This is a genomic window from Amycolatopsis sp. A133 (assembly GCF_031082405.1).
In the GTDB taxonomy this organism is placed as follows: domain Bacteria; phylum Actinomycetota; class Actinomycetes; order Mycobacteriales; family Pseudonocardiaceae; genus Amycolatopsis.
In genome coordinates this window covers 39,209-65,869 of sequence record NZ_JAVHJU010000007.1, presented here as the reverse complement: position 1 = coordinate 65,869, position 26,661 = coordinate 39,209, and the positions used below count along the sequence as shown (strand labels likewise).

General features: G+C 71.2%; 25 protein-coding genes. 13 read left to right on the top strand and 12 right to left on the bottom strand.

The features are described 5' to 3' along the window. Window positions 1-27: 27 nt before the first annotated feature. The 5 genes from Q5425_RS08445 to Q5425_RS08425 all read left to right on the top strand — a co-directional run bounded on the left by Q5425_RS08445 (window position 28) and on the right by Q5425_RS08425 (window position 4,004). On the top strand, window positions 28-783 hold the full coding sequence (locus Q5425_RS08445) for an IclR family transcriptional regulator (RefSeq protein WP_308671562.1): 756 nt from the start codon (window positions 28-30) through the stop codon (window positions 781-783). A gap of 70 nt (window positions 784-853) precedes the next feature. Beyond that, complete coding sequence (locus Q5425_RS08440; RefSeq protein ID WP_308671561.1) at window positions 854-2,005, top strand: 4-hydroxybenzoate 3-monooxygenase; 1,152 nt, start codon at window positions 854-856, stop codon at window positions 2,003-2,005. Between the two features lie 212 nt (window positions 2,006-2,217). Continuing rightward, the gene (locus Q5425_RS08435) at window positions 2,218-2,625 is read left to right on the top strand and encodes an FAD-dependent oxidoreductase (RefSeq protein ID WP_308671560.1); all 408 of its coding nucleotides are present in this window, start codon (window positions 2,218-2,220) and stop codon (window positions 2,623-2,625) included. A 47-nt stretch (window positions 2,626-2,672) separates the two neighbouring features. Further along, complete coding sequence (locus tag Q5425_RS08430; RefSeq protein WP_308671559.1) at window positions 2,673-3,728, top strand: LacI family DNA-binding transcriptional regulator; 1,056 nt, start codon at window positions 2,673-2,675, stop codon at window positions 3,726-3,728. A 6-nt stretch (window positions 3,729-3,734) separates the two neighbouring features. Further along, window positions 3,735-4,004: a hypothetical protein gene (locus Q5425_RS08425; protein WP_308671558.1), complete on the top strand. Its 270-nt coding sequence runs from the start codon at window positions 3,735-3,737 to the stop codon at window positions 4,002-4,004. Here the strand turns inward: Q5425_RS08425 and Q5425_RS08420 are convergent. The 4 genes from Q5425_RS08420 to Q5425_RS08405 all read right to left on the bottom strand — a co-directional run bounded on the left by Q5425_RS08420 (window position 3,994) and on the right by Q5425_RS08405 (window position 10,899). After that, on the bottom strand, window positions 3,994-5,814 hold the full coding sequence (locus Q5425_RS08420; protein ID WP_308671557.1) for a HAMP domain-containing sensor histidine kinase: 1,821 nt from the start codon (window positions 5,812-5,814) through the stop codon (window positions 3,994-3,996). The genes Q5425_RS08425 and Q5425_RS08420 overlap by 11 nt on opposite strands. Next, on the bottom strand, window positions 5,804-6,499 hold the full coding sequence (locus Q5425_RS08415; protein WP_308671556.1) for a response regulator transcription factor: 696 nt from the start codon (window positions 6,497-6,499) through the stop codon (window positions 5,804-5,806). Before Q5425_RS08415 ends, Q5425_RS08420 begins: the two co-directional genes overlap by 11 nt. Window positions 6,500-6,559: 60 nt before the next feature. Beyond that, the gene (locus Q5425_RS08410) at window positions 6,560-8,188 is read right to left on the bottom strand and encodes a DUF885 domain-containing protein (RefSeq protein ID WP_308671555.1); all 1,629 of its coding nucleotides are present in this window, start codon (window positions 8,186-8,188) and stop codon (window positions 6,560-6,562) included. Between the two features lie 119 nt (window positions 8,189-8,307). Continuing rightward, window positions 8,308-10,899: an exo 1,3/1,4-beta-D-glucan glucohydrolase gene (locus Q5425_RS08405; RefSeq protein ID WP_308671930.1), complete on the bottom strand. Its 2,592-nt coding sequence runs from the start codon at window positions 10,897-10,899 to the stop codon at window positions 8,308-8,310. 494 nt (window positions 10,900-11,393) lie between these two features. On the opposite strand from Q5425_RS08405, the gene Q5425_RS08400 reads away from it, so the two are divergent. Next, window positions 11,394-11,558 (top strand): pentapeptide repeat-containing protein, encoded by a 165-nt coding sequence (locus Q5425_RS08400; RefSeq protein ID WP_308671929.1) that lies wholly within the window; start codon window positions 11,394-11,396, stop codon window positions 11,556-11,558. 6 nt (window positions 11,559-11,564) lie between these two features. On the opposite strand, the gene Q5425_RS08395 is transcribed toward Q5425_RS08400, so the two are convergent. Beyond that, window positions 11,565-12,023 carry an Lrp/AsnC family transcriptional regulator gene (locus Q5425_RS08395; RefSeq protein ID WP_308671554.1) on the bottom strand — a complete coding sequence of 153 codons (459 nt, stop codon included), beginning with the start codon at window positions 12,021-12,023 and terminating at the stop codon, window positions 11,565-11,567. A 161-nt stretch (window positions 12,024-12,184) separates the two neighbouring features. Between Q5425_RS08395 and pdhA the strand changes: the two genes are divergently transcribed. Genes pdhA through Q5425_RS08370 form a run of 5 tightly spaced genes read left to right on the top strand, consistent with a single transcriptional unit; the run spans window position 12,185 to window position 16,999 of the window. Then, window positions 12,185-13,261: a pyruvate dehydrogenase (acetyl-transferring) E1 component subunit alpha gene (gene pdhA, locus Q5425_RS08390; protein WP_308671928.1), complete on the top strand. Its 1,077-nt coding sequence runs from the start codon at window positions 12,185-12,187 to the stop codon at window positions 13,259-13,261. Further along, complete coding sequence (locus Q5425_RS08385) at window positions 13,261-14,256, top strand: alpha-ketoacid dehydrogenase subunit beta (RefSeq protein ID WP_308671553.1); 996 nt, start codon at window positions 13,261-13,263, stop codon at window positions 14,254-14,256. The genes pdhA and Q5425_RS08385 overlap by 1 nt, the downstream gene beginning before the upstream one ends. Then, entirely contained in the window at window positions 14,249-15,424 is a 1,176-nt protein-coding gene (locus Q5425_RS08380; RefSeq protein ID WP_308671552.1) for a dihydrolipoamide acetyltransferase family protein, read from the top strand. The genes Q5425_RS08385 and Q5425_RS08380 overlap by 8 nt, the downstream gene beginning before the upstream one ends. Before the next feature lie 55 nt (window positions 15,425-15,479). Then, the gene (locus Q5425_RS08375; protein ID WP_308671551.1) at window positions 15,480-16,028 is read left to right on the top strand and encodes a hypothetical protein; all 549 of its coding nucleotides are present in this window, start codon (window positions 15,480-15,482) and stop codon (window positions 16,026-16,028) included. Further along, window positions 16,025-16,999, top strand: a complete 975-nt coding sequence (locus tag Q5425_RS08370; protein ID WP_308671550.1) for a hypothetical protein — start codon at window positions 16,025-16,027, stop codon at window positions 16,997-16,999. The genes Q5425_RS08375 and Q5425_RS08370 overlap by 4 nt, the downstream gene beginning before the upstream one ends. Window positions 17,000-17,181: 182 nt before the next feature. Here the strand turns inward: Q5425_RS08370 and Q5425_RS08365 are convergent, their stop codons facing one another. From Q5425_RS08365 to Q5425_RS08340, 6 genes are all read right to left on the bottom strand, one after another. Continuing rightward, entirely contained in the window at window positions 17,182-17,697 is a 516-nt protein-coding gene (locus Q5425_RS08365) for a putative immunity protein (protein ID WP_308671549.1), read from the bottom strand. A 38-nt stretch (window positions 17,698-17,735) separates the two neighbouring features. Next, window positions 17,736-18,869 (bottom strand): FAD-dependent oxidoreductase, encoded by a 1,134-nt coding sequence (locus Q5425_RS08360; protein ID WP_308671548.1) that lies wholly within the window; start codon window positions 18,867-18,869, stop codon window positions 17,736-17,738. Next, window positions 18,866-19,186 carry a bifunctional 3-phenylpropionate/cinnamic acid dioxygenase ferredoxin subunit gene (locus Q5425_RS08355; RefSeq protein ID WP_308671547.1) on the bottom strand — a complete coding sequence of 107 codons (321 nt, stop codon included), beginning with the start codon at window positions 19,184-19,186 and terminating at the stop codon, window positions 18,866-18,868. Before Q5425_RS08355 ends, Q5425_RS08360 begins: the two co-directional genes overlap by 4 nt. Before the next feature lie 211 nt (window positions 19,187-19,397). Beyond that, window positions 19,398-21,053 (bottom strand): choline dehydrogenase, encoded by a 1,656-nt coding sequence (betA, locus tag Q5425_RS08350; protein ID WP_308671546.1) that lies wholly within the window; start codon window positions 21,051-21,053, stop codon window positions 19,398-19,400. A 9-nt stretch (window positions 21,054-21,062) separates the two neighbouring features. Continuing rightward, complete coding sequence (locus Q5425_RS08345) at window positions 21,063-22,631, bottom strand: amino acid permease (protein ID WP_308671545.1); 1,569 nt, start codon at window positions 22,629-22,631, stop codon at window positions 21,063-21,065. 30 nt (window positions 22,632-22,661) lie between these two features. Further along, window positions 22,662-24,089, bottom strand: a complete 1,428-nt coding sequence (locus Q5425_RS08340; protein ID WP_308671544.1) for an aldehyde dehydrogenase family protein — start codon at window positions 24,087-24,089, stop codon at window positions 22,662-22,664. 90 nt (window positions 24,090-24,179) lie between these two features. Here Q5425_RS08340 and Q5425_RS08335 point away from each other — a divergent pair, with 90 nt between their 5' ends. Together Q5425_RS08335 and Q5425_RS08330 are read left to right on the top strand one after the other, a co-directional pair. Next, a complete protein-coding gene (locus Q5425_RS08335; RefSeq protein WP_308671543.1) occupies window positions 24,180-24,758 on the top strand; it encodes a TetR family transcriptional regulator in 579 nt (192 codons plus the stop codon). 128 nt (window positions 24,759-24,886) lie between these two features. Beyond that, window positions 24,887-26,008, top strand: a complete 1,122-nt coding sequence (locus Q5425_RS08330) for an aromatic ring-hydroxylating dioxygenase subunit alpha (RefSeq protein WP_308671542.1) — start codon at window positions 24,887-24,889, stop codon at window positions 26,006-26,008. Here the strand turns inward: Q5425_RS08330 and Q5425_RS08325 are convergent. Beyond that, the gene (locus tag Q5425_RS08325) at window positions 26,005-26,652 is read right to left on the bottom strand and encodes a GntR family transcriptional regulator (RefSeq protein WP_308671541.1); all 648 of its coding nucleotides are present in this window, start codon (window positions 26,650-26,652) and stop codon (window positions 26,005-26,007) included. The two genes, Q5425_RS08330 and Q5425_RS08325, sit on opposite strands and share 4 nt — an antisense overlap. Window positions 26,653-26,661: the final 9 nt, after the last annotated feature.

The following is a 26,661-nucleotide window of genomic DNA, read 5'->3' as shown; positions in this document are numbered from 1 at the left end:
GCCGCCGAGGTGGGGCACACTGCCGACGTGGGGAAACCGGTCCAAGGCGAATCCGTGCTCTCGCGCGTCGTCCGCATCTTCGAGACCTTCGGGGCGGACACGCCGGCGTTGCGCGTCACCGACATCGCGCGGCGCGCGGACCTGCACGTCGCCACCGCGTCGCGGCTGGTCGAGGAGCTCGTCGGGCACGGCTGGCTGCGCCGCGACCCCGACCGGCGGGTGCGCGTGGGCGTCCGGCTGTGGGAGCTGGCGTCCCGCGCGTCGCCCACTTTCGGGCTGCGCGAGGCGGCGATGCCGTTCATGGAGGACCTGCACGCCGTCGTCGGGCACCACACCCAGCTCGCCGTGCTGGAGGACCGCGAAGTGCTGTTCATCGAGCGGCTCTCGGCGCCCGGCGCGACGCTCAACGTGACGCGCGTGGCCGGGCGGCTGCCGCTGCACGCGTCGTCGTCCGGCCTCGTGCTGCTCGCGCACGCCCCCGCTGAGCTGCAGGAACGGGTGCTGGCCGGCCCGCTCGGCGCCTTCCGCCGCACGACGCTGACCGAGCCGGCGCGGCTGCGCCGGTTCCTCGCCGACGTCCGGCGCACCGGCTACGCCTTCTGCGCGGGCTTCATCGACGAAGAGACCACGGGCATCGCCGTCCCGCTGCGGGGGCCGGGCGGCGACGTCGTCGCGGCGCTGTCGGTGATCGTGCCCAACGACCGGAACGCGCGGGCGCAGCTCCCGGCGTTGCAGGCCGCGGCGCGGGGCATCTCGCGGGCGATGGGGAATTCCTCTCATTGAATGAGAATGTCGTGGTGGTGCCGGCCGCGCCGGGAGATGCTCGGGGCACTCCGCGTGAAAGGACGTTCCCGTGCGCACCCAGGTCGTCATCGTCGGCGCCGGCCCGGCCGGGCTGCTGCTGTCCCACCTGCTCGGTCTCGAAGGCATCGACTCGGTGCTGCTCGAACGGCAGACCGCGGAGTACGTCCAGGCCCGCATCCGCGCCGGCATCCTCGAGGCGGGCACGGTGGAGCTCCTGCGGCAGGCCGGCCTCGGCGCCCGGCTCGACGTCGAAGGCATGGAGCACCGCGGGATCTACCTGCAGTGGCCCGAAAACCGGCACCACGTCGACTTCGTGGACCTGATCGGACGGTCGGTGACCGTCTACGGCCAGACCGAGGTGACCAAGGACCTGATGGCGGCGCGCGAAAAGGCGGGCCGCCCGGCGTACTACTCGGCCGCCGACGTCACCCTGCACGACGTCACCGGGAAACCGGCGGTGACCTTTGTGGACGCAGACGGCGTCGCGCGGCGGATCGACGCCGACGTCGTCGTCGGCTGCGACGGCTTCCACGGGCCGAGCCGTTCGTCGATCCCGTCGCCGCAGCTCTGGGAGCGGGCTTACCCGTTCGCGTGGCTCGGCGTGCTGGCCGACGTCGCGCCGTCGGCCGACGAGCTGATCTACGCCTGGCACCCGGACGGGTTCGCGCTGCACAGCATGCGGTCGCCGCGGGTGAGCCGGTTCTACCTGCAGGTGACCCCGGACGAGGACCTCGCGCAGTGGAGCGACGACCGGATCTGGACGGCGTTGTCCGAACGGCTGGGTGTTTCCGGCTGGACGTTGCAGACCGGGACGATCACGGAGAAGAGCGTGCTGCCGATGCGCAGCTTCGTCTCGGCGCCGATGCGGTACGGGCACCTCTACCTGGCCGGGGACGCCGCCCACATCGTGCCGCCGACCGGGGCGAAGGGGCTGAACCTGGCGGTGGCGGACGTCTCGCTGCTGGCGGCCGCGCTGACCGCGTCGTTCCGCGGGGACGACCGGCTCGTGGACGCGTACTCGGAGACGGCGTTGCGGCGGGTCTGGCGGTGCACGCACTTCTCGTGGTGGATGACGTCGATGCTGCACCGCCACGGCGACGACTTCGACGCCCAGCTCCAGCTCTCCCAGCTCCGCCGCACGGTGACTTCCGAAGCCGCGAGGACCGAGCTGGCCGAGAACTACGCGGGCCTGCCCCTGTAACCGTGTGACGGAAGGGGCATCACGCGTGATCGGGCGGGCATCACGCGTGTCTGGAGGGGCATCACGCGTGATTGAGCGGGCATCGGCGTGATGCCCCGCCAATCACGGGTGATGCCCCTCTGAGCACGGGCTGTTCGGGGGCGGGGCTTGACGTCGGGGGACTCGGCGGGGTCGCCGCCGCGCTGGCCGCGGCCTCGCACGGACGGCGGGTCGTGCTCACCGAGCTCCTCGGGGTCGACGGCCGGGTCCGCCGCGCGGACGCCGTGGGGATCGGGAGCTACCGGATCGACCTGCACCCGTCGACGGCCGGGGACAACTACATCGACGTCGCCAGCGTGCCGTACGAGATCCCGCTCGGCGCGCTGCTGCCGGTGCGGACGAAGAACCGCCTGCCCGCGGGCAAGAACATCGGCACCACGCACCTCACGAACGGCTGCCTCCGGCTGCACCCGGTGGAGTGGAACGTCGGCGAGGTCGCCGGGCTGCTCGCCGCGTTCGCCGTGCGCGAGGGCGTCGAACCGGAAGCCGTGCGGGAAGACGGCCGGCTCTTCGAGGACTTCGCGCGCGTGCTGGACGCCGCCGGGGTGGAACGCCGGTGGCCGGAAGTGCGGGGGTACTGACGTGCCGCCGGTAAGGTCTGCCGGAGACGAGCGGGATGGAGTTCCGGATGACGGCGGGTTCGGGCCGGGTCACGCAGGCCAAGGTGGCGCGCCTGGCCGGTGTCTCGCAGGCCGTCGTGTCCATGGTGCTCAACGGCTCCGACAGCCTCCGCATCACCCCCGAGACCCGCGACCGCGTGCAGCAGGTGCTGCGCGAAACCGGGTACACCGTGGACATCATGGGCCGGCGGCTGCGCGGCAAGTCCAACCGGATCCTCGGCGTGTTCACCTACGAGTCGGTGTTCCCGTCCGGCGTGGCCGACTTCTACCGGCCGTTCCTGCTCGGCATCGAGGAGGAAGCCGAGGAACAGGGCTTCGACCTGCTGCTGTTCACCAGCGGTGGCCGCCGCGACGGGCGCCGCCGTATCTACGAGTCCGGCACGAACCGGCTGCGCATCGCCGACGGCTCGATCCTGCTGGGCCGGCACAACGATCCGCAGGAGCTCGCCCAGCTCGTCGAGGAGCAGTTCCCCTTCGTCTTCGTCGGACGGCGTGAGTCGCCGACCGGGCCGATCAGCTACGTCGGCGCCGACTACGTCGCGGCCACCCGTGCGGTCCACGAATGGCTGTGGGGGCTGGGGCACCGCCGGATCGGGCTGCTCAGCGTGACCGAGGAGAACGAGCCGACGCTCGACCGCCGCGCCGGCTACGAAGCCGCGGCGCGCAAGCACCGCCGGCCACCGCTGGTGTTCCTCGAGGAGGACCCGGCCCTCGCGCTGCGGCAGGTGCGCGACGAGGGGGTCACGGCGCTGCTCGTCGAAAGCTCCGCGACGGCCGACGGCATCCTGGCCTGCGCGCACGACCTCGGCCTCGGCGTGCCCGAAGACCTTTCGCTCGTGGTGCTGGGTGACGCCGACCCGTCGCAGCAGCCGCCGGTGCACGCGGTGCCGAGCACGGCCACGGACTGGTCGATGTTCCGCATCCCGCGCCACGAAATGGGCGTGCACGCCGTGCGCGTCCTCGTCGGGCTGCTCGCGAACCCGGAGCACCGGCAGCTGCTGCTGCCGTGCCGGATCCACGAGGGCGTCACCGTGGCGCCACCCTCCACAAAGCACTCCCGCTGACGGCTGTTGACAGCCGGTGAGGTCACGATCATCCCGCTGTTCCGGCTGGTCGACGACCTCGGGCTGACCGACACGCACTGGCCGTTGATCGTCGTCCCGGTCTTCGGGGCGCCGAGCGTGCTGGCGCTGACGCAGTACGTCGACGTCTACGGCGGCCACCTCTGGAACGTCCAGCTCGCCGCCGCGACCACCACGGTCGTGCCGGTGCTGGTCGTGTTCGTCGTCGCGCAGCGCCAGTTCGTCGAAGGGCTCGCCCAGAGCGGCCTCAAAGGCTAGCCGGGACCTCGTCCGCGCCGCTGAGATCCGGCTTCGGCAGCCGGACGGTGAAGGTCGATCCGACGTCCACTTCGGACTCGACGTCGACCGTGCCGCCGTGGGCCGCCACGAGGTGGCGCACGATGGCCAGGCCGAGACCGCTGCCGCCGGTCTGGCGGTTGCGGGACTTCTCGGCGCGCCAGAACCGGTCGAACACGTGCGGCCGGTCCTCGGCGGCGATGCCGGTGCCGGTGTCCGCCACGGCGAGCGTCACCGCGTCCACTGTGGACGAGATGCGGATCGTCACCCGGCCGCCGGGCGGGGTGTGCCGGATCGCGTTCGTCACCAGGTTGCCTACCACCTGGCGGAGCCGGACCGGGTCGGCCGTCAACGCGGCTTCGCCGAGCGCCTCGACGGTGAGCGTGACGCCGGCCGCCGCGGCCCGGTCGGCGTGCGCCGCGGCGACGTGGCCGGCCAGCTCCGCCGCGTCGACGGCCTCGGGGTGCAGGCGCAGCTGCCCGGCGTCGGCCGCGGCGAGGTCCTGCAGGTCGTCGACGATGTGCTGCAGCAGCACGGTCTCTTCGAGCAGCGACGCGGTCAGGGCCCGGTCGAACGGCAGGTGCCCGTCCTCGGCGGCCTCCAGCCGGCCGCGGATGACGTTGAGCGGGTTGCGCAGTTCGTGGGCGATGTCGCTGACCATCGCCTTGCGCTGCTCCTCGATGCGTTCCCGCCGCGCGGTGAGGTCGTTGAACGCGGCGGCGAGGTAGCCGACCTCGTCGCGGGACTTCACCGGCGCCGGCCGGTCCTGCTTCGCCGCCTCGGTCAGCGCCCGCAGCGGGCGGGACAGCCGCCGCGCGACGAGCGCGGTCAGCGCGACGGCCAGCACCAGGACGCCGCCGGTCACCGCGAGGATCCGGGTGAGGTTCTCCCGTGACAGCGTGAACGTCGGCAGCGGCGAGCCGCCGGGGCCGAGCGTGAACAGCAACGCGGGCGGCGCGACGTACGGCGTGAGCTGTTCGCGGCGGGCCGCGTCGAGGCAGCCCTGGATCGGCCGCTGCTCGGGGACGCCGAGGACTTCCAGGTCGAGGCCGAGTTTCACCGACTCGGCGCCCTGGCTCTCCAGGCAGCGGTTGACGGCCTCGTTCAGGGCCGCCAGCGCGACCTGCTCGGTCGGCGTCGGGACGGCCAGGTCGAAGAGCCCGCACTTGCCCGCGAAGTAGCGGGCGGAGAGGGGATCGAGCCCGGTGAGCTGCGCCCGCCCGCTCGGCGAGTCGCGCACCTGGCTGGGGAGGCCGACCGAGGCCAGGCAGGCGGCGGCCTTCGTGGCCAGCGCGGTGGTTTCCTCATGTTCGGCCGGCGGCAGCCGGAACGGCCCCGCCGCGCGCGGGTCGATGCCGCTCGTGCCGGCCTCGGGCAGCAGCACCGGGTCGACGTGCAGCGGGTCGACCGACGCGGTGGCCTTGACCGGCAGGGTGACCGGCGCGCCGCCGGAGTCGCCGAGGACCCGCCGGTCGAGGGTGGTGAGCACGACCCGGCGGCCGGTCTGCTCCGACAGCGCCCGCAGCCGGGGGCCGACCTGGTCCCACGTGTGGTTCGCCGCGGCGAAGCCGAGCAGCTCGGTGTAGATCGTCGCGTCGCCGGAAAGGGCCTGGCCCTGCTCCTGCTGGATCGCGCGGGTGGTGGTCTGCACGGCGAGCCACGCGGTCGCCGCGATGGAGGCGAGCGCGATGAGCAGCGAGACACCGGTGAGCCGGACGACCAGGCTGCGTCGGCGGGGAAAGCTGGGCTGCTGCGCCCCCGGCTGGGCCGAGCGCCCCGGGCTACGCGTCATTTTCCGCCGTCAGCTTGTACCCGACGCCGAAGACGGTCCGCAGGTAGACGGGCTTCTGCGGGTCCGGTTCGAGCTTCTTGCGCAGGTTGAGCACGTGGACGTCGATGATCCGGGTGCTGACGAACCGGTCGTCGCCGCGGGTCAGTTCGAGCAGCTGGCGGCGGGTGAACACCCGGCCGGGCTGCCGGATCAGCGTCTCGAGCAGCTGGAACTCGCCCGGCGTGGTCTCCACCGGGCGGTCGCCGACCGACACCTCGTGCCGCACCGGGTCGAGCCGCAGGCTGCCCGCGCGCAGCGCCGTGTCGGGCGGGTCCCGCCGGGCCGCGGTGCGCCTCAGCAGCGTCCGGACCCTGGCCATCAGCTCGCGCGGGCTGTAGGGCTTGGTCAGGTAGTCGTCCGCGCCGAGGTCGAGGCCGAGCAGCAGGTCGTCCTCGGTGGCGCGGGCGGTGAGCATCAGCACCGCGACGTCGGATTCCCGCCGCAGGATCCGGCAGACGTCGAAGCCGTCGACCTTCGGCATCATGACGTCGAGGACCAGCAGGTCGGGCCGGTCGCGACGGGCTTCGTCGAGCGCCGCCCGGCCGTCCGGGGCCAGCACCACGGTGTGGCCTTCGCTTTCGAGGTAGAGCCGGAGGACCTCGGCCTGCTTCGCGTCGTCCTCGGCGACCAGTACACGTGCGCACACGGCGTCGAGGGTAGGCGTCCTGACACCGTTGCCACCGCATCCTGACCGGATCTTCACACCTCAGCGCGCGACCCAGGCCCGGACGACGTCCTCCAGCACCTTCAGCGGCAGCTGCCCGCCGCCGAGCACGACGTCGTGGAAGGCCTTGATGTCGAAGGCGGCGCCGAGCCGTTCCTCGGCGTACCGGCGCAGGCGCACGATCTCCAGCCGTCCGGTCATGTAGGCCAGGGCCTGACCCGGGCTCTCGATGTACCGGTCGGTCTCGGACTGCACCTCGACCTCGCTGAGGGCCGTGTGCGCCCGCAGGAACTCGACGCACTGCTGCCGCGTCCAGCGCAGCGTGTGCACGCCGGTGTCGGCCACCAGCCGGGCCGCGCGGACCGAGTCCTCGGCCACCATGCCGAGCCGCATCAGGTCGTCGGAGAACAGGCCCATCTCGTCGGCGAGCCGTTCGGTGTAGAGGGCCCAGCCTTCGCCGAAGGCGGTGATCATGGCGACGCGCCGCAGCGGCGGCAAGCCGGTCAGCTCCCGCGCCACCGACTCCGCGAAGTGGTGGCCCGGTACGGCCTCGTGGAACGCCACGGTCTCGGCGATGAACCGGTCGCGCGTGTGCACCTCGTGGGTGTTGGTGAAGTAGGTGCCCGGCCGCGAACCGTCGCGGGCGGCCGGCATGTAGTACGCCGCCGCCGTGACCGGTGCTTCGGCCGCCGGCACGGCCCGGACGACGCACCCGGCTGCCGGCACCCGGCCGAACCACCCCGGCGCGGCGGCGGTCGCGCGGGCGACGGCGTTCCGGGCGGTTTCGAGCATCTCCCCGGCGTCGCGCCAGCGGAGGCTTTCGTCGCTGCGCAGCCGTCGGCGCACGTCGGCCGGGTCAGTCAGCCCGAACACCCGGCCGCCGATCTCGGCGTACTCGGCTTCGAGCCCGGCGAGCACGTCGAGGCCCCGCTGGTGCAGCTCTTCGGGGGTGTGGCCGGTGGTCGTGTGCATGCGCACCAAGGCCGCGTAGTGCGCTTCGCCGTCTTCGAGCCAGCAGAGCCCCGGCTGCTCGTCGGGCCGGCCGTGCCCGGCGACCTCGGTCGCGAGGAACTCGCGGTAGCGCGTCAACGCCGGCCGGACGGCCTCGGCCACCAGCCGCCCGAGGCGCTCCCCGCGGTCTCCGGTCAGCTGCTGGGGGAACGGCGTCTCCTGCGCCAGGAACCGGTCGACGAACCCGACGGCGCTGTGCGCCATCCGGTCGACCGGCGACCGCCCGGCGCGGAGGCCGTCGCGTTGGCGCTGCGCCAGAGCTGCGTAGAACGCGGGGAACGCGGCCAGCCGGGTCAGGAAGTCCTCCTCGGCCTGCTCGCCGGCCGGGTCGAGCTGCGGCAGGAAGGCGAGGTGGTTCATCCCGACGGCGTACAGCGGGTCCGCGAGGGTGAATTCCACGTCGTTCGCGTCCACCCGCGCGAGCACCGCTTCCGCCTGCTGCACGACCACCCCGAGCGTGACGCGATCGGGGTCGGCCGAGGCGCGCGCCCTGGCGAGGATGCCGGCAGCTTCCGCCCGGATCCGCGCGTGCCCGGCCCGGCTCGGATCGGCCAGCTCGGCGTCGTGGCCCGGGATGCCGTCGAAGGTCGCTTCGAGCGGGGCCCAGGCACCCAGGACGTGCAGGAGTTCGTCGGCGAGGGTGGCCGCTTCGGAGGTCATCGGCCCATTCTGTCGGCGTTCGGCGCCGCCGTTCCAGGAATTCGGGATCAGCCCGGCCAGGTGGGGAGGGCGAACGCGAACCGGGCCGGGAGCGAGGTTCGCTCCCGGCCCGGTCGCCGTCAGGTCAAGCTCGAACAGGATCTCGCGTCCGGATCCTGAGCCCCCTTCGGCACCCACCGCACGTTCGCGAACGACGCCTGGAACGCGCCGTCCGTGTACACCAGGAACGGGGTGTTGATGTGCTCGAAGTCCAGCCCGTTGTTGAAGCAGGACACCGGGATTTTCACCGTCGTCTTCGCGCCGCCCGCCAGGTCGGTGAACAGCTTCGTCGCGTTCACCTCGGAGAAGCACGGGTAGACGCAGTGCATGCTGATCACCGTCCGGTTGGCCGGGGCCTGCTGCACGATCGTGTCGAACTCCAGCGCCGCGTCGGCGTTGAGGTAGCCGCGCAGGTCGTTCGTGCCCGCCGTGTTCTGCATGTAGAGCTGGGCCGCGCCGGTGCCCGTCCAGGTGGCCTTCAGGCCGTCGCCCTGCACGTTGACGTCCGTCGGGACGGTGTTGAGCTCGCTGTGCGCCGCCGTGCCGTCCGGGCCGATCGCGGTGCCGCCCCAGTTCTCCGCCGAGCCGATCTGGCTGGTGTACGGCGGCACGTCGGTGCGGTCGAAGATCGCCAGGTCCTCGGTCGCGGTCCCGCCGCCACCGGTCGAGGTGCAGGACGCCGGCCCGGGGGTCTCGTCCAGCGGGCCGACCGTGGCGCGCTGCCCGGACTTGAGGCCGTAGCCGAGCTTGAACAGCGGGTCGTAGCCCGGCGACCACGGGTTGAGCGGCGACTGGCACGCGCTCTTCGGCCACGAGTACGACAGCGTGCCCTGGTAGCCGGTGCCGTCCTTGCCCTTGACCAGCATGTCCGCGACGCCGCCGCCCTCGGTGCCCGGCAGCCAGGCCGCCACGAACGCGTCGGAGCGGTTGATCTCCTTGTTCATGTACAGCGGGCGGCCGCCGACGTACACGGTGACGACCGGGGTGCCCTTGCCGCTGACCTTGTCCAGCACGGCCAGGTCCTCGGGGTAGAGCTTCGCCGCCTCGAGGGTCTTGCGGGTCAGGTCACCGACGCCCTCGGCGTACGGCGTCTCGCCGATGACGGCGATGACCGCGTCGAAGCCCTTCGGGTCGACGGTGCCGGTGGCGTCGAAGGTGACGTTGGCGTCGCCCAGGTTCTGCTTGATGCCGGTCAGGATCGAGGTGGCGTTGGGGAAGTCGGCGTTGGTGTTGCCGGTGCCCTGCCAGCTGAGCGTCCAGCCGCCGGTCTGGTTCTGGATGTTGTCGGCGCTCTTGCCGACGACCAGGACCTTCGACGCCGGCTTGAGCGGCAGCACGTTGCCGTTGTTCTTCAGCAGCGTCTGCGACTCGCGGACGGCGTCGCGGGCCAGCCAGTTGTCCTTCAGCGCCTCGTCGGAGTTCGCGTAGGAGCGGTCGGACGGCTTCTGCGACTCGAACAGGCCGTCACGCAGCTTGACGCGCAGGATGCGGGTGACGGCGTCGTCGATGCGGGCCATCGGGATCTGGCCGCTCTGCACCTGGGCGACGGTGTTGGTGATGAACGCCTTCCAGTCGTTCGGCACCATCACGATGTCGATGCCGGCGTTGATCGCCTGCGGGCACGAGGAGTTCGTGCAGCCGGTGACCTGGCCGATGCCGTTCCAGTCGGACACGACGAGGCCGTCGAAGCCCATCTTGCCCTTGAGGATCTGGTTCAGCGCCTTGTCGCTGCCGTGCAGCTTGCCCTCGTTGATGCCGAGGTCGGCGTTGGTCCAGCTGTTGAACGACACCATCACGGTCTGCGAGCCGGCGGCGAGCGCGCCGTAGTAGCCCTGGCCGTGGATGTTGATCATGTCGGCCTCGGACGAGGGGTTGACGCCCTGGTCCTGGCCGTTGATCGTGCCGCCGTCGCCGATGAAGTGCTTGGCCGTGGCGATCACGCCGTTGTAGCCGATGCGCTTGGTGGCGCCGTCCTGGAGGCCGTTGATGGCCTCGAAGCCGTAGGAGCGCGTGATCCGCGGGTCCTCGGAGAAGCCTTCGTAGGTGCGGCCCCAGCGGTCGTCCTGGACGACGGCGAGGGTGGGCGAGAAGGCCCAGTCCTGGCCGGTGGCGCGGATCTGCCGCGCGGTGGCGCCGGCGACGTCGCGGACCAGGCACGGGTCGTGCGCGGCGCCGAGGCCGATGTTGTGCGGGAAGACGGTGGCGCCGTAGACGTTGTTGTTGCCGTGCACGGCGTCGATGCCCCAGATGACGGGGATCTTCGTGCGGCTCGTCTTGGAGGCGTTCCAGTAGGCGTCGGCGAGGGTCAGCCAGTCCTGCTGGGTGGCGTGCTTGTTCGCGCCGGGCCACGAGCCGCCGCCGTTGAGGACCGAGCCGATGGCGTACTGGCGGACCTCGTCGGGGGTGATGGCGGCGATCTCGGGCTGCGTCATCTGCCCGACTTTTTCTTCCAGGGTCATGCCCTTGAGGATTTCGGCGATCCGCTGCTCGTCGCCGGCCTTCCCCTTGAGCCTGCTGTCGACCTTCGGCCAGTCCGCGAGGGTCGGCAGGCTCTTCTCGATCTTGGCGCAGCCGTCCTTGTCCTTGGCGGGCTGGCCGATGACGGGTTGAGCCGGGGCCTCGGCCTGGGCCGGCGTCGCCTGGGCGATCCCGCCCAGCAGGCTCAGGCTCAGCATGGTGACGAGCGAACTTCGGCGCGCACGGGACCACGCGCGGGATCTTCTGGCCATTGGTCTGGTCCATTCTGCGATGAACGGCGGACCGGCCGATCCTCACCGGGCGACGGGGACGGCGTCAATAGGTTTCGAGGTAGTTATTTCTCGACATAAAATAAGAGTCGCCCGGCGACCTGGTGACGTGCGCTCCTGTCTAGCCGGTGAGGTGGTGGCGGGCAAGGGTGCTCGGGGGCAGCGGTTTTGCCCGTTCGTCGGAGTGCCGCGACCGGCTGCCGACCGGGTGAACTTCCCGAACGCGCCCGCTGAGCTGCGATCCTGGGTGGATGGGGGAAGCCCAGAGGGGGAACCGGCTGCTTTCGAACCGGACGATCGCCGTGGGCAAGACCTCGGCGGGGCGGTGCTGATCGACCTGGAGTTCCACGACTGCTCACTGCAGAACGGTTCGCGGAAGCGGAGTTCAGCGACAGTACGAGGTTCGACGGTGCCGCGTCCTGGCCGATGCCAGGTTCGACGAAGCCACGTTCTTCGGTGCGACAGTGTTCCGCCGGGCTCGGTTCCAGGGTGACGCGCGGTTCGACAAGGCGAAGTTCGCGGGCAAGGTGATCTTCAGCGAGGCGGAGTGGCAGCCGCGGCCGGAGTATGAGGACCTCGGCTGACCGGCCTCAGCCGAGCACGGACCCCGGCAGTTCCTCGAAGATCAGCCAGGTCCGCGTCGAGCGCACCCCCTCCAGGGCCTGCAGCCGCTCCAGGACCACGTCCCGCAGCGTCGAGTTGTCCGGCGTCCGGACCAGCAGCAGGATGTCGAAGTCGCCGCCCACCAGGGCCACGTGGTCGACGTACGGGATCTCGTGCAGGTCCGTGGCCATCGTGCGCCAGGACGTCTGCTCCACCGTCACCATGATGTACGCCGACGTGCCCAGGCCCGCCCGGCGCGGGTCGATCCGCGCGCCGAAGCCCGTGATCACCCCCTCCGCCAGCAACCGCTCCAAGCGCGCGTACGCGTTCGTGCGCGAGATGTGCAGGCGCTCCGCCAGTGCGCGCACCGCCAAGCGGCCGTCCGCGGACAGCTCCGCGAGCATGGCGCGGTCGACGTCGTCGAGGGACGGGACCGTTCGTCCCACCAGACCCGCGTGAGCCAGGACGCCGGTGGACGTTTGGTCGTCAGACGCCGCATCCGAGGTCCGTTTGTCGCTCATTTTCGCTGACTCTTGTACACAACACCGCCGAGAACCACCATTTCAACATCATATGTCTGGGAGAGGTGGTGTGCGTCATGGCTGTGATGTCCTCGGAGACCCTGTTGCCGTCCGCTACCCCGGTGCGGTTCGTCGCCGAAGACGGGAGCCGCGCCGACGAGCACGGCGAGTACGCCGCGCCCGGGGAAGGCCAGCTCAAGGAGGCCTACCGGCTGATGGTCCTGGGCCGCCGGTTCGACGTCCAGGCGACCGCGCTCACCAAGCAGGGCCGCCTCGCCGTCTACCCCTCCAGTGCCGGCCAGGAGGCCTGCCAGGTCGCCGCCGCGCTGGCGCTCGAAGAGCAGGACTGGCTCTTCCCGACCTACCGCGACTCGGTCGCCCTCGTCGCCCGCGGCCTGAAGCCCGGCGAAGTGCTGACGCTGCTTCGCGGCGACGCGCACTGCGGCTACAACCCGGTCGAGACGCGCGTAGCGCCTCAGTGCACTCCGCTCGCGACGCAGACCCTGCACGCCGTCGGGCTCGCGCACGCGATGCAGCGACGCGGCGAAGACGCCGTCGCGCTCGCGCTCATCGGGGACGGCGCCACCAGCGAAGGCGACTTTCACGAGGCGCTCAACTTCGCGGCCGTCTTCAAGGCGCCCGTGGTGTTCTTCGTGCAGAACAACCGCTTCGCCATCTCGGTGCCCTTCGAGAAGCAGAGCGCCGCCGCCGCGCTGGCGTACAAGGGCATCGGCTACGGCATGCGCTCGGAGCAGGTCGACGGCAACGACGCCGTCGCCGTGCTGGCCGTGCTCGGCGACGCGGTGAAGCACGCGCGCGAAGGCAAGGGACCGGTCCTCGTCGAGGCCCACACCTACCGCATCGACGCCCACACCAACGCCGACGACGCCACCCGTTACCGCGACGCCGAAGAAGTCGCGAAGTGGCGCGAAGCGGACCCGCTCAAGCGGCTCGAAACCTACCTCAAGGCCGAGAACCTCCTGCATGACAACGAAGTCGAGCAGTTCGCGGCGGACGCCGAGGTGTTCGCCCAGTCCGTCCGCGACACCTTGAACGCCGAGCCCGAGCTCGACCCGCTGTCGCTGTTCGACCACGTCTACGCCGAGCCGACACCTCAGCTGCGGCGGCAGCGGGCGGCACTCGAAGCCGAACTGGAGGCCTGATGACGACCACCATGGCGCAGGCGCTCAACGCGGCCCTGCGGGACGCCCTCAAGGACGACGACCGCGTGCTCGTGTTCGGCGAGGACGTCGGCACGCTCGGCGGCGTCTTCCGCGTCACCGACGGCATCACCGCCGACTTCGGCGAGGACCGCTGCTTCGACACGCCCTTGGCCGAAGCGGGCATCGTCGGGTTCGCCGTCGGGATGGCGATGGGCGGGTTCCGCCCGGTCGTCGAAATGCAGTTCGACGCCTTCGCGTACCCGGCGTTCGAGCAGATCACCTCGCACGTGGCGAAGCTGCGCAACCGCACCCGCGGCGCGCTCTCGCTGCCGATGGTCATCCGCGTGCCCTACGCCGGCGGCATCGGCGGCGTCGAGCACCACTGCGACTCCAGCGAGGCCTACTACACGCACACCCCGGGCCTGCGCGTCGTCACGCCCGGCACCGCGCAGGACGCCTACGACCTGCTTCGCGACGCCATCGAGTCGCCGGACCCGGTGATCTTCCTCGAACCGAAGTGCCGCTACTGGTCGAGCGAAGAGGTCACCTTCACCCGCAGCGGTCCCGCGATGGACCAGGCCGTGGTCCGGCGGCACGGCAAGGACGTCACGCTCATCGCGTACGGCCCGATGGTCGCCACCGCGCTGGAAACCGCGGAAGCCGCGACGGCCGAGGGCTGGGACGTCGAGGTCGTCGACCTCCGCTCCCTGTCCCCGTTCGACGACAAAACCGTGACGGCTTCCGTGCGCCGCACCGGGCGGGCGGTCGTCGTGCACGAGGCCGCCGGCTTCGGCGGCTACGGCGCCGAGGTCGTCGCGCGCGTCACCGAGCAGTGCTTCCACCAGCTGCACGCGCCGGTGCTTCGCGTGACCGGGCTCGACATCCCGTACCCGGCGCCGAAGCTCGAGCGCCACCAGCTGCCGGACGTCGACCGGATCCTCGACACGATCGCGCGCCTGCAGTGGGACGACACGCCGGTGGTGGCCGGTGCCTGACTTCCTGCTGCCGGACCTCGGCGAAGGCCTGACCGAGGCGGCGATCGTGGACTGGCGGGTCAAGGTCGGCGACACCGTCGACGTCGACCAGGTCGTCGTCGAGGTGGAGACGGCGAAGGCGGCGGTCGAGGTGCCGGTGCCGTTCGCCGGCGTGGTGTCCGCGTTGCACGGCGAGCCGGGGCAGCTGCTGCCGGTCGGCGCGCCGCTGCTGAGCGTCGGCGGGTTCGGCGAGCCCGGGGTGACGACCTCGTCCGGCAGCGGCAACGTCCTCATCGGGTACGGGACCGCGCCGGCCACCCGGCGCAAGCGCGTCCGCCGCGTCGAAGCGCCCGCCCCGAAGGCCAAGGCGCCCGGCGTGATTTCGCCGTTCGTCCGGAAGCTGGCCGCGGACAACGGGATCGACCTCGCGAAGGTGACCGCCACCGGCCCGGACGGGATCATCCGCCGCGCCGACGTCGAAGCGGCGCTGAAGAAGCCGGTCGCGAAGGGCAAGCGCATCCCGTTGACCGGGGTTCGCAAAGCTGTTGCCGACAAGCTCACGACGTCCCGGCGGGAGATTCCCGAGGCCACGGTGTGGGTGGACGTCGACGCGACCGAGCTGGTCGCCGCCCGCGCGGCGTTGAACGCCAAGCCGGATCGGCCGGTCAGCCTGCTCGGCCTGATCGCGCGGTTCACCGTCGCGGGGCTCAAGAAGTACCCGGCGCTGAACTCGCGCGTCGAAGGCGGCGAAATCGTCCTGCTCGACGAGATCCACCTCGGTTTCGCCGCGCAGACCGACCGCGGGCTGGTGGTGCCGGTCGTGCGGGACGCCGGGGAGCTGTCCACGCGCGAGCTGTCGGCGGCGATCGGCGAGCGCGCCCGGACCGCGCGGGACGGCAAGCTCGCGCCCGCGGACCTCACCGGCGGCACCTTCACCGTGAACAACTACGGCGTCTTCGGCGTCGACGGCTCGGCCGCGATCATCAACCACCCCGAGGCGGCGATCCTCGGCATCGGCCGGATCATCGACCGGCCGTGGGTCGTCGACGGGGCACTGGCGGCCCGGAAGATCTGCGAGCTGACGCTGGCCTTCGACCACCGCGTCTGCGACGGCGGCACGGCGGGCGGGTTCCTGCGGTTCGTCGCCGACTGCGTGGAGTCGCCGGTCACCGCACTCGGCGACCTGTGACGACTCACCGGCCGAGTTGGCCGGTAGGCGCGGTGGTGGCACCTAAAGTGGTTGCGTGACGACACCGGCCCAGCACGACCGCGACCGGGCGGAGGGGCGCGTCGCCCGGCTCAAGCAGGACCTGCGGGACGGGCTCGCGACCCCGCCCGGGGACGTCGGGGTGATGGACGAGCTCGTGGCGACGGCCCACCGGCTGCTCGACGCCGAGGTGGCGTTCGACGAGGCGAAGCACCGGCTCGCCGACGCCGAGCTCGAGTCCCGGCACGCGGCGACGCAGCGCGCGGTCGTCTGGTTCGCCGCCGCGCCGGTGCTGGTGCCGCTGGTCGCCGGGGCGCTGGTGCTGTTCGAGGTGCTTTCGCCGCTGTGGCTGCCGGTGCTGGTGCCGTTGTTCGGTGCGGGTCTGTGGATCGGCTTCGGCCCGGTCCGCCGGGCCGGTGCGGTGATCCGTGAGCGGACCCGGGCGGCGTGGGCGGGCGGCGTCACGGCGTTGCTGCTGGCCGGAGCGCTGCTCCCGTGGCCGGCCGCCGTCGTCTTGACGATCCTGACGGCGCTGGGTGCCGCGAGCACGATCGTGTTGCTGTGGCGGGAAAGCCGGCTCCCGTGAGCCACGGCTACGCCACCTACGGCGACGACCCGGAGTTCTCTCAGGAGTACCTCGAGTCCGCGGACCCGACCCGGCGCGACCTCGACGAGCTGTTCGCGGCGGTCGACGGGCTGCGCGCCGCCGGCGACCGCTTGGGTCAGGACGTCGCCGACCTGACCGAGCGGCTCGAGAGCGGCGGCCCGAACCGGCAGGATGACCGGCTCGACCTGCTCGGACGGCAGCTGGAACGGCTGCAGCAGCAGGTCCGGGTCCTGGAGCGCGCGGTCCGCGTGTCCGACGGGGTCCCGCAGGTGAACCTCGACGACGTCGGCGCGGAGACCCGGGCGCTGGCGGCGGAGGCGGCGCGCTGGGACGACCTGCACAAGGAGCTCGTCACGAAGGCGCAGCGGGCCCGGTACGCGGAGGAGATCGCGCACCTGGACGCGGTGCGCGCGGCGCTTTCCCGGTGCGACGCCGACCTGCTGGAGGTGGTCCGCGTCCTGGCGTCGACGGACCGTGGCGCGCGAGCCCGAGGTGACGCGGAGTCGTTGTTGCGGGCGTTGTCGACCAGGCGCCGCACGCTGCTGGACGAGGAGATCCCGGCGGCTTCAGCGGCCGCGGAGACGGCGCGGCTGGCGTTGCGCGAGGCGGACGCGGTCGAGGCGCGGGTGGTGCCGCAGCTGGAGCGGGCCGAGCGGGCGTGGCAGGACCTGCAGGTGCGGCTGCGGACCCGCATCACGGACGCGCTGGGCTCGAACGCACTGCTGCCGTTGTGGTTCGGGCACGCGCTGGGCGTCGCCCCACCGTCGGGCACGTCGGGCGACACGTGGATCCGGACGGCGGCGTCGGTGCTGGCGTACCGGGTGACGTTCGGGGTCACCGATCCGGCCCTCCCGCTCGGCCCGCCGCCGCTGGGAGACGCGGATCCGACGGAGCGGCGGTGGACCTGGCGAGCCCGTCTGGAATCCGACCTGGACGAACTCGCCTTCTAGCCCGTGTCCAGCCGGGCATCACGCGTGTCTGAAGGGGCATCACGCGTGATCAGAGGGGCATCTCGCGTGATTGGGCGGGCATCAGCGTGATGCCTCTCCAGACACGGGTGATGCCTCTCCAGACACGGGTGATGCCCCTCCAATCACGGGTGATGCCCCCTCCGGACACGGGTGATGCCCCCTCAATCACGGGGGATGCCGCTGCGGAGCACGGACTCGAGTTGTCGGTGGAACTCGCCCAGGCGGGTCCGGCCCGGTTTGCCCGGCGGGAAGCGGCGCAGGAGGGTGCTCACCCCGGGTGGGGCCTGCGAGAGGGCCCACGCGATCTCGGCTTCCGCGTCGCCGCCGGACAGCTCGCAGGCCATGGCCGCCTGCTGGGCCGGGCCCACGATGTGCTTCACCTGGTGTGGCGACGCCAAGGGGTGGAGGTAAGCCGCGCCCGCTGCGCCGACCGCCGCGCGGGCCGCCGCCGAAGCCACCGGATCGGCCGTTTCGCCGGCCGCCGCCAGTGCCGCCCACGCCACCGTGCGCAAGACCTTGGTGCGCGGGCCGCCCGAGGCGAACTCCTCCGCCGCCGTGATCGCCGCGCGAGGGCGAGCATCGGCGGGGACGCGGGATTCGTACAGCGGCAGGACCCGCGCGGCGCAGCCGGCGGCCCAGCCCGTCAACACCCGCAGCTCGTCAAGACTCAGCTCCATGTGGGTGAAGCGTATCCTTGAAAGCCCGGTTGAGACTTTCAGACGACGGCCGGGCGGCGCAGGGCTTGGCGCCGCAGGCGGGTGAACAACTTGGCGTTGTTCAGAGCGAAGACTCCGACCGTCGAGCCGTCGCGCTGCCAGGTGGCCACGAACGACGTCGACGCCGGGTCGCCGTCCACGAACGACAGCAAGTCGCCGGGACGCGGGTGGCCCGCCAGCTGCAAAGTCCCCGAATACTGGTCCGACCAGACGTATCCGCTGGGGGTGTAGGTCCGCGAGGTGTGCCCGGCCAGGAGGTTGGCCACCGCGACCGGCGCCTGCTCCGACGCGTTCGTCCAGTGCTCGTGCCGCTGTCCCCCGAACCGGGCCACGTCGCCCACCGCGACCACCTGGGGCAGGTCCGTGACCAGCCCCGCGTCCGTGTGGACGCCGTTGCCGACCGCCAACCCGGATCCGGCCAGCCACTCCGTCGCCGGGGTCATCCCGACGCCGGCGACGACCACGTCGGCCGGGACGAGGGAACCGTCGGCCAGGTGGACGCCCGCCTCGTCCATGCCCGTCGCCGACACGCCGCAGCGCAGGTCGGTGCCGTGGTCGGTGTGCAGGCGGGCGCAGACCGCCGCCAGCTCCGGGCCCAGCACCGGCGCCAACGGAGCGGCCAGAGCTTCCAGGACGACCACGTCGAGGCCGAGGGACCGGCAGGTCGAGGCCACTTCGGCCCCGATGAACCCGGCCCCGACGACGACCACTCGCGCCCCGGGTACCAAAGCCGCGCGCAAGGCGAGCGCGTCGTCGACCGTCCGCAGCGTGTGGGCGCCCTCGAAGCCCGGCAGCGTGCGCGCGCGGCCGCCGGTGGCGATGACAACGCCGTCCGCGTGCACCGACGTGCCGTCCGACAGCAGGACGCGCCGCTCGGCCGGCTCCAGCGCCGTCGCCCGCACGCCGAGCCGGAAGTCCAGGGCCAGCGACGCCAGGTCGCCCGTGTCGAGCAGCTCCAGCGACTCGCGCGACGCCGTCCCGGCCAGGAAGGCCTTGGACAGCGGCGGCCGGTCGTAGGGCAGGTGCGGCTCGTCGCCGATCAGCACGACACCGCCGTCGTACCCCTGCGCGCGCAGCTCCTGCGCCACGCGGACCCCGGCGAGCGAAGCGCCGACGACCGCGACGCGCTTCACGCGGCGTCCTCGTCGGCCACGCCCTCGACGTAGACGACGCCTTCGTCGACGACCACGGCGTACGTGCGCACCGGGTCCTTCGCCGGCAGGCAGGTCGGCACGCCCGTGCGCAGGTCGAACATCGCCGCGTGCAGCGGGCACTCGACGAAACAGCCCTCGAGCCAGCCGTCAGCCAGGGAAGCGTCCTGGTGGGTGCACGTGTCGCCGATGGCGTACAGCTGCCCGTCCTCGGTGCGGAACACCGCGATGGCGGGCGGCCCGGGAATGCGGACGGACTCACCGGGCGGCAGCTCGTCCACCGTGCACGCGCGAATCATGACGCCTCCGAGTAGTTGCGCATGGGGGAACATCAACTGTGATACGCAACAAGTCTGAGCGTCGCTCCCGAGCCGCGTCAAGGGGATACGCGAGGGTAGTCTCCCGCTGCCGCGTAACGCTGTTTCCGCGCACGCCGAAGCCCCGGACCCGAGCTTTCACGTGAAAGCTCGGGTCCGGGTGCGGAGCTTTCACGTGAAAGCTCCGCGTCGGCTACTCGGCGTGGCGGTAGAAGGGGAGCTTGAGGGGGGCCAGGGGAGTGTTGCCGAGGATCAGGTCGGCGGCCTTCTCGGCCGTCATCATCACCGGGGCGTAGATGTTGCCGTTGGTGATGTAGGGCATCACCGACGCGTCGACCACGCGCAGGCCCTCGGTGCCGTGCACCCGCATGCTCTGCGGGTCGACGACGGACATGTCGTCCACGCCCATCTTCGTCGTGCACGACGGGTGCAACGCGGTTTCGGCGTCCTTCGCGACCCAGTCGAGGATTTCGTCGTCGGTTTCGACGGACGGCCCCGGCGAGATCTCCCCGCCGTTGTAGGGCTCCAGCGCGGGCTGGTTGAGGATCTTCCGTGCCACCCGCACGGCCTCGACCCACTCGCGGCGGTCGTTTTCGGTCGACAGGTAGTTGAACTTGATCGCCGGGTGCTGCCGCGGGTCGGTGGAGGTGATCTTCACCGAGCCGCGGGTGTCGGCGTACATCGGGCCGACGTGCACCTGGTAGCCGTGCCCTTCCGTGGGCGCCGAACCGTCGTAGCGGATCGCCACCGGCAGGAAGTGGAACATCAGGTTCGGGTACTTCACCTCGTTGTTGGAGCGGACGAACCCGCCGCCCTCGAAGTGGTTGGTCGCGGCCGGCCCGGACCGCAGGAACAGCCACTGCGCGCCGATGTACGGCCGCTTCCACTTCGCCAGCGACGGCTGCATCGACACCGGCTGCTTGCAGGCGTACTGGATGTACACCTCCAGGTGGTCCTGCAGGTTTTCGCCGACGCCCGGCAGGTCCTTCACGACGTCGATGCCGAGCTTCTCCAGCTCCGCCGCGTTCCCGACGCCGGAGAGCTGCAGCAGCTGCGGGGTGTTGATCGCGCCGCCGCAGAGGATGATCTCCTTGCCGTACACCTCGCCCGGCACACCCCGGCCCTGCGCATACTCGACGCCGACCGCGCGCGTGCCGTCGAAGAGGATCTGCGACACGAACGCGTGGGTCTTCACCGTGAGGTTGGGCCGGTCCATCACCGGGTGCAGGTACGCGCCCGCCGCCGACAGCCGCCGTCCTTTCCGGACGTTCCGGTCGAAGGCCGCGAAGCCCTCCTGCTGGTAGCCGTTGACGTCGTCGGTGCGCGGGTACCCCGCTTCCTCGGCGGCGTCGAAGAAGGCCTTGAACAACGGGTTGGCCGCCGGGCCGCGCTCCAGCTCCAGGGGACCGTCGTGGCCGCGCCACTGGCCGTCCGGTGGATCGGCGAGGCAGTTCTCCATGCGGTTGAAGTACGGCAGGCAGTGCGCGTAGTCCCAAGTGGACATCCCGGGATCGCTCGCCCAGCGCTCGTAGTCCATCGGGTTGCCGCGCTGGAAGATCATCCCGTTGATGCTGGACGACCCGCCGAGCACCTTGCCGCGCGCGTGGTAGATGCGGCGCCGGTTCAGGTGTGGCTCGGGTTCGCTGCGGTAGCCCCAGTCGTAGAACTTCGACCCGATCGGGAAGGTCAGCGCGGCCGGCATGTGGATGAAGACGTCCCACTTGAAGTCCGACCGGCCGGCTTCCAGGACGAGGACCCGGTTCGCCGGGTCGGCGGACAGCCGGTTCGCCAGCGCGCAGCCCGCCGAACCACCGCCGACGATGACGAAGTCGTAGGTTCCGGTACTCATGCGTCCTCCTCAGCCGGGCAGGGAATCCGGGGTCGCGCCGGGCAGGTGCTCCGGGCTGGTGTGGGCCGAGCCCCAGGTGCGCCGCCGGACGTAGAGCATGATCGCACCGATGATCACGATCAGCCCGGTGACGATCACCGCGCCCCACTGGAAGTACCAGTGGTCGGAGCCGTAGACCTCGGCCCGCGGCCAGATCAGGTTGACCGTCATCCCCGCGCCGTAGACCACCGCGACCAGGTTGACCAGCGTGCCCCAGCGGCCCAGCTTGAAGTACGGGCCGTGCTCCGGGCGCGGCCAGTGCCCGCGCAGGCGGCGCACCAGCATCGGGCCGGTGACCATCAGGTAGGGGATGTAGAACAGGATGATCGCCGTCGAGGTCAGGATGAAGAACGCCCGCTGGTTGCCGAGGTTGATCAGCAGCACGACGACGGTGAGGCCGCCGGTGAGCAGGGCGGGCAGCACCGGGGTCTTCGACCGCGGCGACACCTTCGCCATCGCGCGGCTGAACGGCAGGCGGCCGTCGCGGGCCATCGCCCAGGTCATCCGGATGGCCGCGGTCTGCACGGCGAGGCAGCAGACGGTGATCGCGATCGCCGAGCAGATCAGGAACGCGTTGCCGAGTCCTTCGCCGAGGGTGCTCTTCAGCAGGTACGGCATGCCGGACGTGCTGAGCTCCTCGGCGTTGAGGTCGCCGACGGCCATCATCCCGACGAGCATCATCAGCCCGCCGACGATGAACGCCGCGGTGATCGCGCGCAGGATCGCGCGGGGCGCGTGCCGCCGCGGCTGGGTGGTCTCCTCGGCCAGCGAACCCGCGGTGTCGAAGCCGTAGAAGACGTACGCGCTCATCAGCGAAGCCACCAGGAACGCGCCGAGGTACCCGAGCGAGTGACCTTCGCCGGTGCCGTGGGTGTCGAAGACGAGGCCGGGACCGCGCTTGATGTGGATGGCCAGCGCGATCACGAGCAGGACGCTCGCGCCGAGCTCCACCGCGACGCCGAAGTTGTTGATCTTCGCCATCAGCTTGACGCCGATGATGTTGACGATCGTGGCGAACACCACGAGCACCAGGGCCAGGATGATGGCGTTCTGCGCGCCGCCGGGCGTCGAGGTCAGGCCGGCGTCTTCGTCGCTGCCGACGATCTGGAACGCGGTGGAGACCTGCGGCAGGATGATCTGGTAGGCGACCGCGACGGCCGCCGCCGTGACGATCGCGCCGATGATCATGATCCAGCCGGCCAGCCACGACGTCGCCGGTTTCGCGATCTGCTTGGCCCACTGGTACACCGAGCCGGCGAGCGGGAACTGGCCGGCGAGCTCGGCGAAGCACAACGCGACCGCGGCCTGGCCGATGAAGACCAGCGGCCACGTCCAGATGAACGCCGGTCCGCCCGAGCCGAAGCCGAAGAAGAACAGCTGGAACACGCCGGTGAGGATGGAGATGTAGCTGAACCCGGCAGCGAAGCTGGAGAACGACCCGAGCGAGCGCTCGAGTTCCTGGCGGTAGCCGAACTTCTCGAGTTCGGAGCTGTCGTCCGGAGCAGGCCCCCCGCCCGCCGGCTTTTCCTGAGTGGTCATCGCGTGCGTCCTCACGTGGTGGGGGAGGGATCAGCCCTTGAACCAGTGCTGCGGAACGGGATCGATGTTCTGGTAGATGTGCTTGCTCTCCTGGTATTCGGCCAGTCCGGACGGCCCGAGTTCGCGGCCGATGCCCGATTTGCCGAAACCACCCCACTCCGCCTGGGGCAGGTAGGGGTGGTAGTCGTTGATCCACACGGTGCCATGGCGCAGGGCCCCGGCGACCCGCTGGGCGCGGGACGCGTCCGACGTCCACACGGCTCCGGCGAGCCCGTACTCGGTGTCGTTGGCCAGCGCGATCGCGTCGGCCTCGCCCGCGAAGCGTTCCACGGTGACGACCGGGCCGAAGACCTCTTCCCGGACGATCGCCATGTCCCGGGTGCAGCCGGAGAACACGGTGGGCCGCAGGAAGAAACCGGTTTTGTACTCCGGTCCTTCGGGTCGCTTGCCGCCTGCCCGGAGCGTGGCGCCCTCGGCGAGGGCGCTTTTGATGCAGCCCTCGACCTTGGCGCGGTGCTGGGCCGAGACGAGCGGCCCGGTTTCGGTCTCGGGGTCCAGGCCGTCACCGACCCGGATGCGGTCGGCGCGCGCGGCGAGGTCGGCGACGAACCGATCATGGATTCCCTCTTGGACGATCAATCGCGCGCCCGCCGAACAGACCTGTCCGGAATGGACGAACGCCGCCATCAGGGCGTGGTCCAAGGCGGTGTCGTAGCCGGCGTCGTCGAAGACCACGTTCGGGTTCTTGCCGCCGAGCTCGAGGGCGACCCGGCGGACGCCCTTGGCGGCGGCCGTCATGATCTTCTCGCCGGTCGTGTAGCCGCCGGTGAAGGAGACGAGGTCGACGGCCGGGTGCTCGACCATCGCCGCGCCGACGCGGCCGTCGCCGAGCAGGAGGTTGACGACCCCGGGTGGCGCACCGGCCTCTTCGAGGAGCGCGACCAGCCTGATCGTGGTCAGCGGGGTGACCTCGCTGGGCTTGAGCACGACGGTGTTGCCCGCGGCGAGCGCGGGCGCGACCTTCCAGGACATCTGGAGCAGCGGGTAGTTCCACGGCGCGATCAGCGCGCAGACGCCCACGGGTTCGTGCACGATCCGGCTGACGACGGTCGCGCTGCCCGCGTCGACCAGGCGTCCGGCGTCCTTGTCGGCGAGGTCGGCGTAGTAGCGGAAGACGTTGGTGACGTCGTCGACGTCGATGCGGCCTTCACCGAGGGTCTTGCCGGTGTCGAGGCTCTCGGTGCGGGCCAGCTCCTCGCGGTCGCGGACCAGGAGTTCGGCGGTCCGGCGCAGCAAGGCACTGCGTTCGCCGGCGGTGGTGCGGCGCCACGGGCCCTCGTCGAAGGCCCTTCGCGCCGCTCTGACGGCGGCGTCGACCTCCTCGCGGCCTGCCGCGGCCACCGTCTCGATGACCTGGCCGGTGGCCGGGTTCAGCACGTCGATGTGGCGGTCCTTCATGCGGCCCTTCCCGGATCGGTAGTGGCTGCTGCTGCCGTGAGTGCGTACATTTGTACGCGAAGTGTGTACAGATGTCCACAAGGGGGCTCGATGGCGAAGAGCGAACCCGGCGCGACCCGGCGCCGCGGTCCGAACGACCCCGAACGGCGGGCGCGGATCGCCAAGGCGGCGATCGAGGTGGTCGCCCAGCGGGGGATCGACGGGGTCACCCACCGCTCGGTCGCGGCGGCGGCCGGCGTCCCGCTCGGCTCGACGACCTACCACTTCGCGACGCTGGACGATCTCCTGGAGGTCGCTCTGCACGAGGCGGCCGAGAAGAACGTCCACGCGCTGAAGGAGTGGGAATCCACGCTCCCGCCGGACGCGGATTTCGCCGCGGCGCTCGCCGACCTGGTGATGGGCTACATCAACGAGCAGTACCGCGACACCGTCGTCGAGTACGACCTGTACGTCGCCGCCCTGCACCGGCCGGCGCTGCGCAAGGCGAGCGCGGCCTGGGACGACGCTCTGATCGCGTTCTTCGGCGCCCGCACCGACCCGCTCACCGGCCGGCTGCTGGCCGGCCTGTTCTGCGGCCTCCTCATGCAGGCGGCCTTGGCCGACCCGCGGCCGACGCGCGCGGAGATCGAAACACTGTTCCGGCGGGCGATCGACGGCCCGGCGGCCTGAATCGCCGTGTGTCCTTGAAAAAGCCGGGTTGACAGGCGGTCGGGACGGGAGTCACTCTGTTCCGGAGTGAGCAACAAGACGCGTTCTGCGCAACTGCTCCCGTCCTGATCCGCGGAAGGACCCCGCCGGTGACCACAACCGATCTGCCACCGAGCCTGCTCGCCACGCTGCCCGGCAGCTCCTACACCGATCCGGCGGTCTTCGCGCTGGAGCAGGCGAAGATCTTCGAAGCGGACTGGTTCTGCGCCGTGCGCAGCGCCGACCTGGCGGCCGCCGGCTCGTTCGAGACCGTTCGGATCGGCAAGGAGAGCGTGCTCGTCTCGCGCGGGCGGGACGGGAAGCTGAACGCGTTCCTCAACGTCTGCCGCCACCGCGGCGCCCGGCTCTGCACGTCGGAAAGCGGCACGGTCAAGCGCGCCTTCCAGTGCCCGTACCACGCCTGGACCTACGGCCTCGACGGCAAGCTGATCGCCGCGCCGAACCTCACCGGGATGCCGGACGTCGACCGCACCGCGTTCGGCTTGACGAGACTCCACCTGCGCGAATGGCTCGGCTACGCCTGGATCTGCCTGGCCGACGAGCCGCCGTCGTTCGAGGAGACCGTGATCGGCGCCGTCACCGAACGCCTCGGCGGACCCACCGAAATCGACGCTTACGGCATCGAGGGCCTCGCGCTCGGCAAGCGCATCGAGTACGACGTGCGGGCGAACTGGAAGCAGATCATCGAGAACTTCATGGAGTGCTACCACTGCGCGACGATCCACCCGGAGCTCACTGAGGTCCTCCCGGAGTTCGCCGGCGGTTACGCCGCGCAGTACTACGTCGGCCACGGCGCCGAGTTCGGCGACGGGATCAAGGGCTTCACCGTCGACGGCAGCGAAGGCGTCGACCGGCTCCCCGGTGTCACCGAGGCCCAGGACCGCAAGTACTACGCGATCACCGTCAAACCGGGCGTCTTCGTCAACCTCGTCCCGGACCACGTGATCGTGCACCGGATGTTCCCGCTGGCCCCGGACCGCACGCTGGTGCGCTGCGACTGGCTCTACCGGCCCGAAGTCGTCGAGTCCGGGCGGGACCTGACGCGGTCGGTGGAGCTGTTCCACCGCGTCAACCTGCAGGACTTCGAGGCGTGCGAACGCTGCCAGCTGGCGATGGACTCGCGCTCGTACGCCAACGGCGGGGTGCTCGTGCCCAGCGAGCACCACATCGGCGCGTTCCACGACTGGGTCCGCGCCCGCTTGGCGGTCTAGATCAGCGCCCGGATGGCGGCCTCGAACCCGGTGACGTGCTCGAGCGCGAGGGCGGCGGCCTTCTCGGCGTCGCCCTCGACGATCGCGGTGAGGAGCGGGACGTGTTCGTCGACGTGGCCGGCCATCCCGGACAGCCGGGGCACGAACACGCACCAGATCCGGGTGGCGAGGTTGTCGTACCGGATCAGCGTGTCTTCGAGGAACGGGTTGTGCACGCACCGGTAGACGGCCCGGTGCAGGGCGAGGTCGGTGCGCAGCAGCTCGGCGTTGTCCCCGCCCGGGACGCCCGCGTCGAGCTGCGCGCGCAGCTCGGTCAGCGTGGCGCGGTCGGCCGCGGTCGCCCGCCCGGCCGCGGCGGCCGTCGCCATCGGCTCCAGCGTGCGCCGGACCTCGGAGATGTGCGCGAGGTCGGAGATGTTGACGTCGGTGGCGAACGTCCCGCGTCGCGGGTAGGCGACGACCAGGCGTTCGGACTCCAGCCGTTTCAGCGCCTCGCGGATCGGCGTCCGGCCCATGCCGAGCGTGCCGCCCAGCTCCTCCTCGTTGAGGGGGGAGCCGGGCGGGATGTCGAGCATGACGAGCCGGTCGCGGAGGAAGAGGTACGCCTGTTCCGCCAGCGAGGGGGGATTGACCTGGGGGTGCACGCCGCTTAG

Coding starts and splice junctions, on each gene's coding strand:
- betA (WP_308671546.1), bottom strand. CDS start 21,053: ATGAGTACCGGAACCTACGACTTCGTCATCGTCGGCGGTGGTTCGGCG.
- pdhA (WP_308671928.1), top strand. CDS start 12,185: ATGTCCTCGGAGACCCTGTTGCCGTCCGCTACCCCGGTGCGGTTCGTC.
- Q5425_RS08385 (WP_308671553.1), top strand. CDS start 13,261: ATGACGACCACCATGGCGCAGGCGCTCAACGCGGCCCTGCGGGACGCC.
- Q5425_RS08420 (WP_308671557.1), bottom strand. CDS start 5,814: ATGACGCGTAGCCCGGGGCGCTCGGCCCAGCCGGGGGCGCAGCAGCCC.
- Q5425_RS08340 (WP_308671544.1), bottom strand. CDS start 24,089: ATGAAGGACCGCCACATCGACGTGCTGAACCCGGCCACCGGCCAGGTC.
- Q5425_RS08355 (WP_308671547.1), bottom strand. CDS start 19,186: ATGATTCGCGCGTGCACGGTGGACGAGCTGCCGCCCGGTGAGTCCGTC.
- Q5425_RS08365 (WP_308671549.1), bottom strand. CDS start 17,697: ATGGAGCTGAGTCTTGACGAGCTGCGGGTGTTGACGGGCTGGGCCGCC.
- Q5425_RS08335 (WP_308671543.1), top strand. CDS start 24,180: ATGGCGAAGAGCGAACCCGGCGCGACCCGGCGCCGCGGTCCGAACGAC.
- Q5425_RS08345 (WP_308671545.1), bottom strand. CDS start 22,631: ATGACCACTCAGGAAAAGCCGGCGGGCGGGGGGCCTGCTCCGGACGAC.
- Q5425_RS08430 (WP_308671559.1), top strand. CDS start 2,673: ATGACGGCGGGTTCGGGCCGGGTCACGCAGGCCAAGGTGGCGCGCCTG.
- Q5425_RS08410 (WP_308671555.1), bottom strand. CDS start 8,188: ATGACCTCCGAAGCGGCCACCCTCGCCGACGAACTCCTGCACGTCCTG.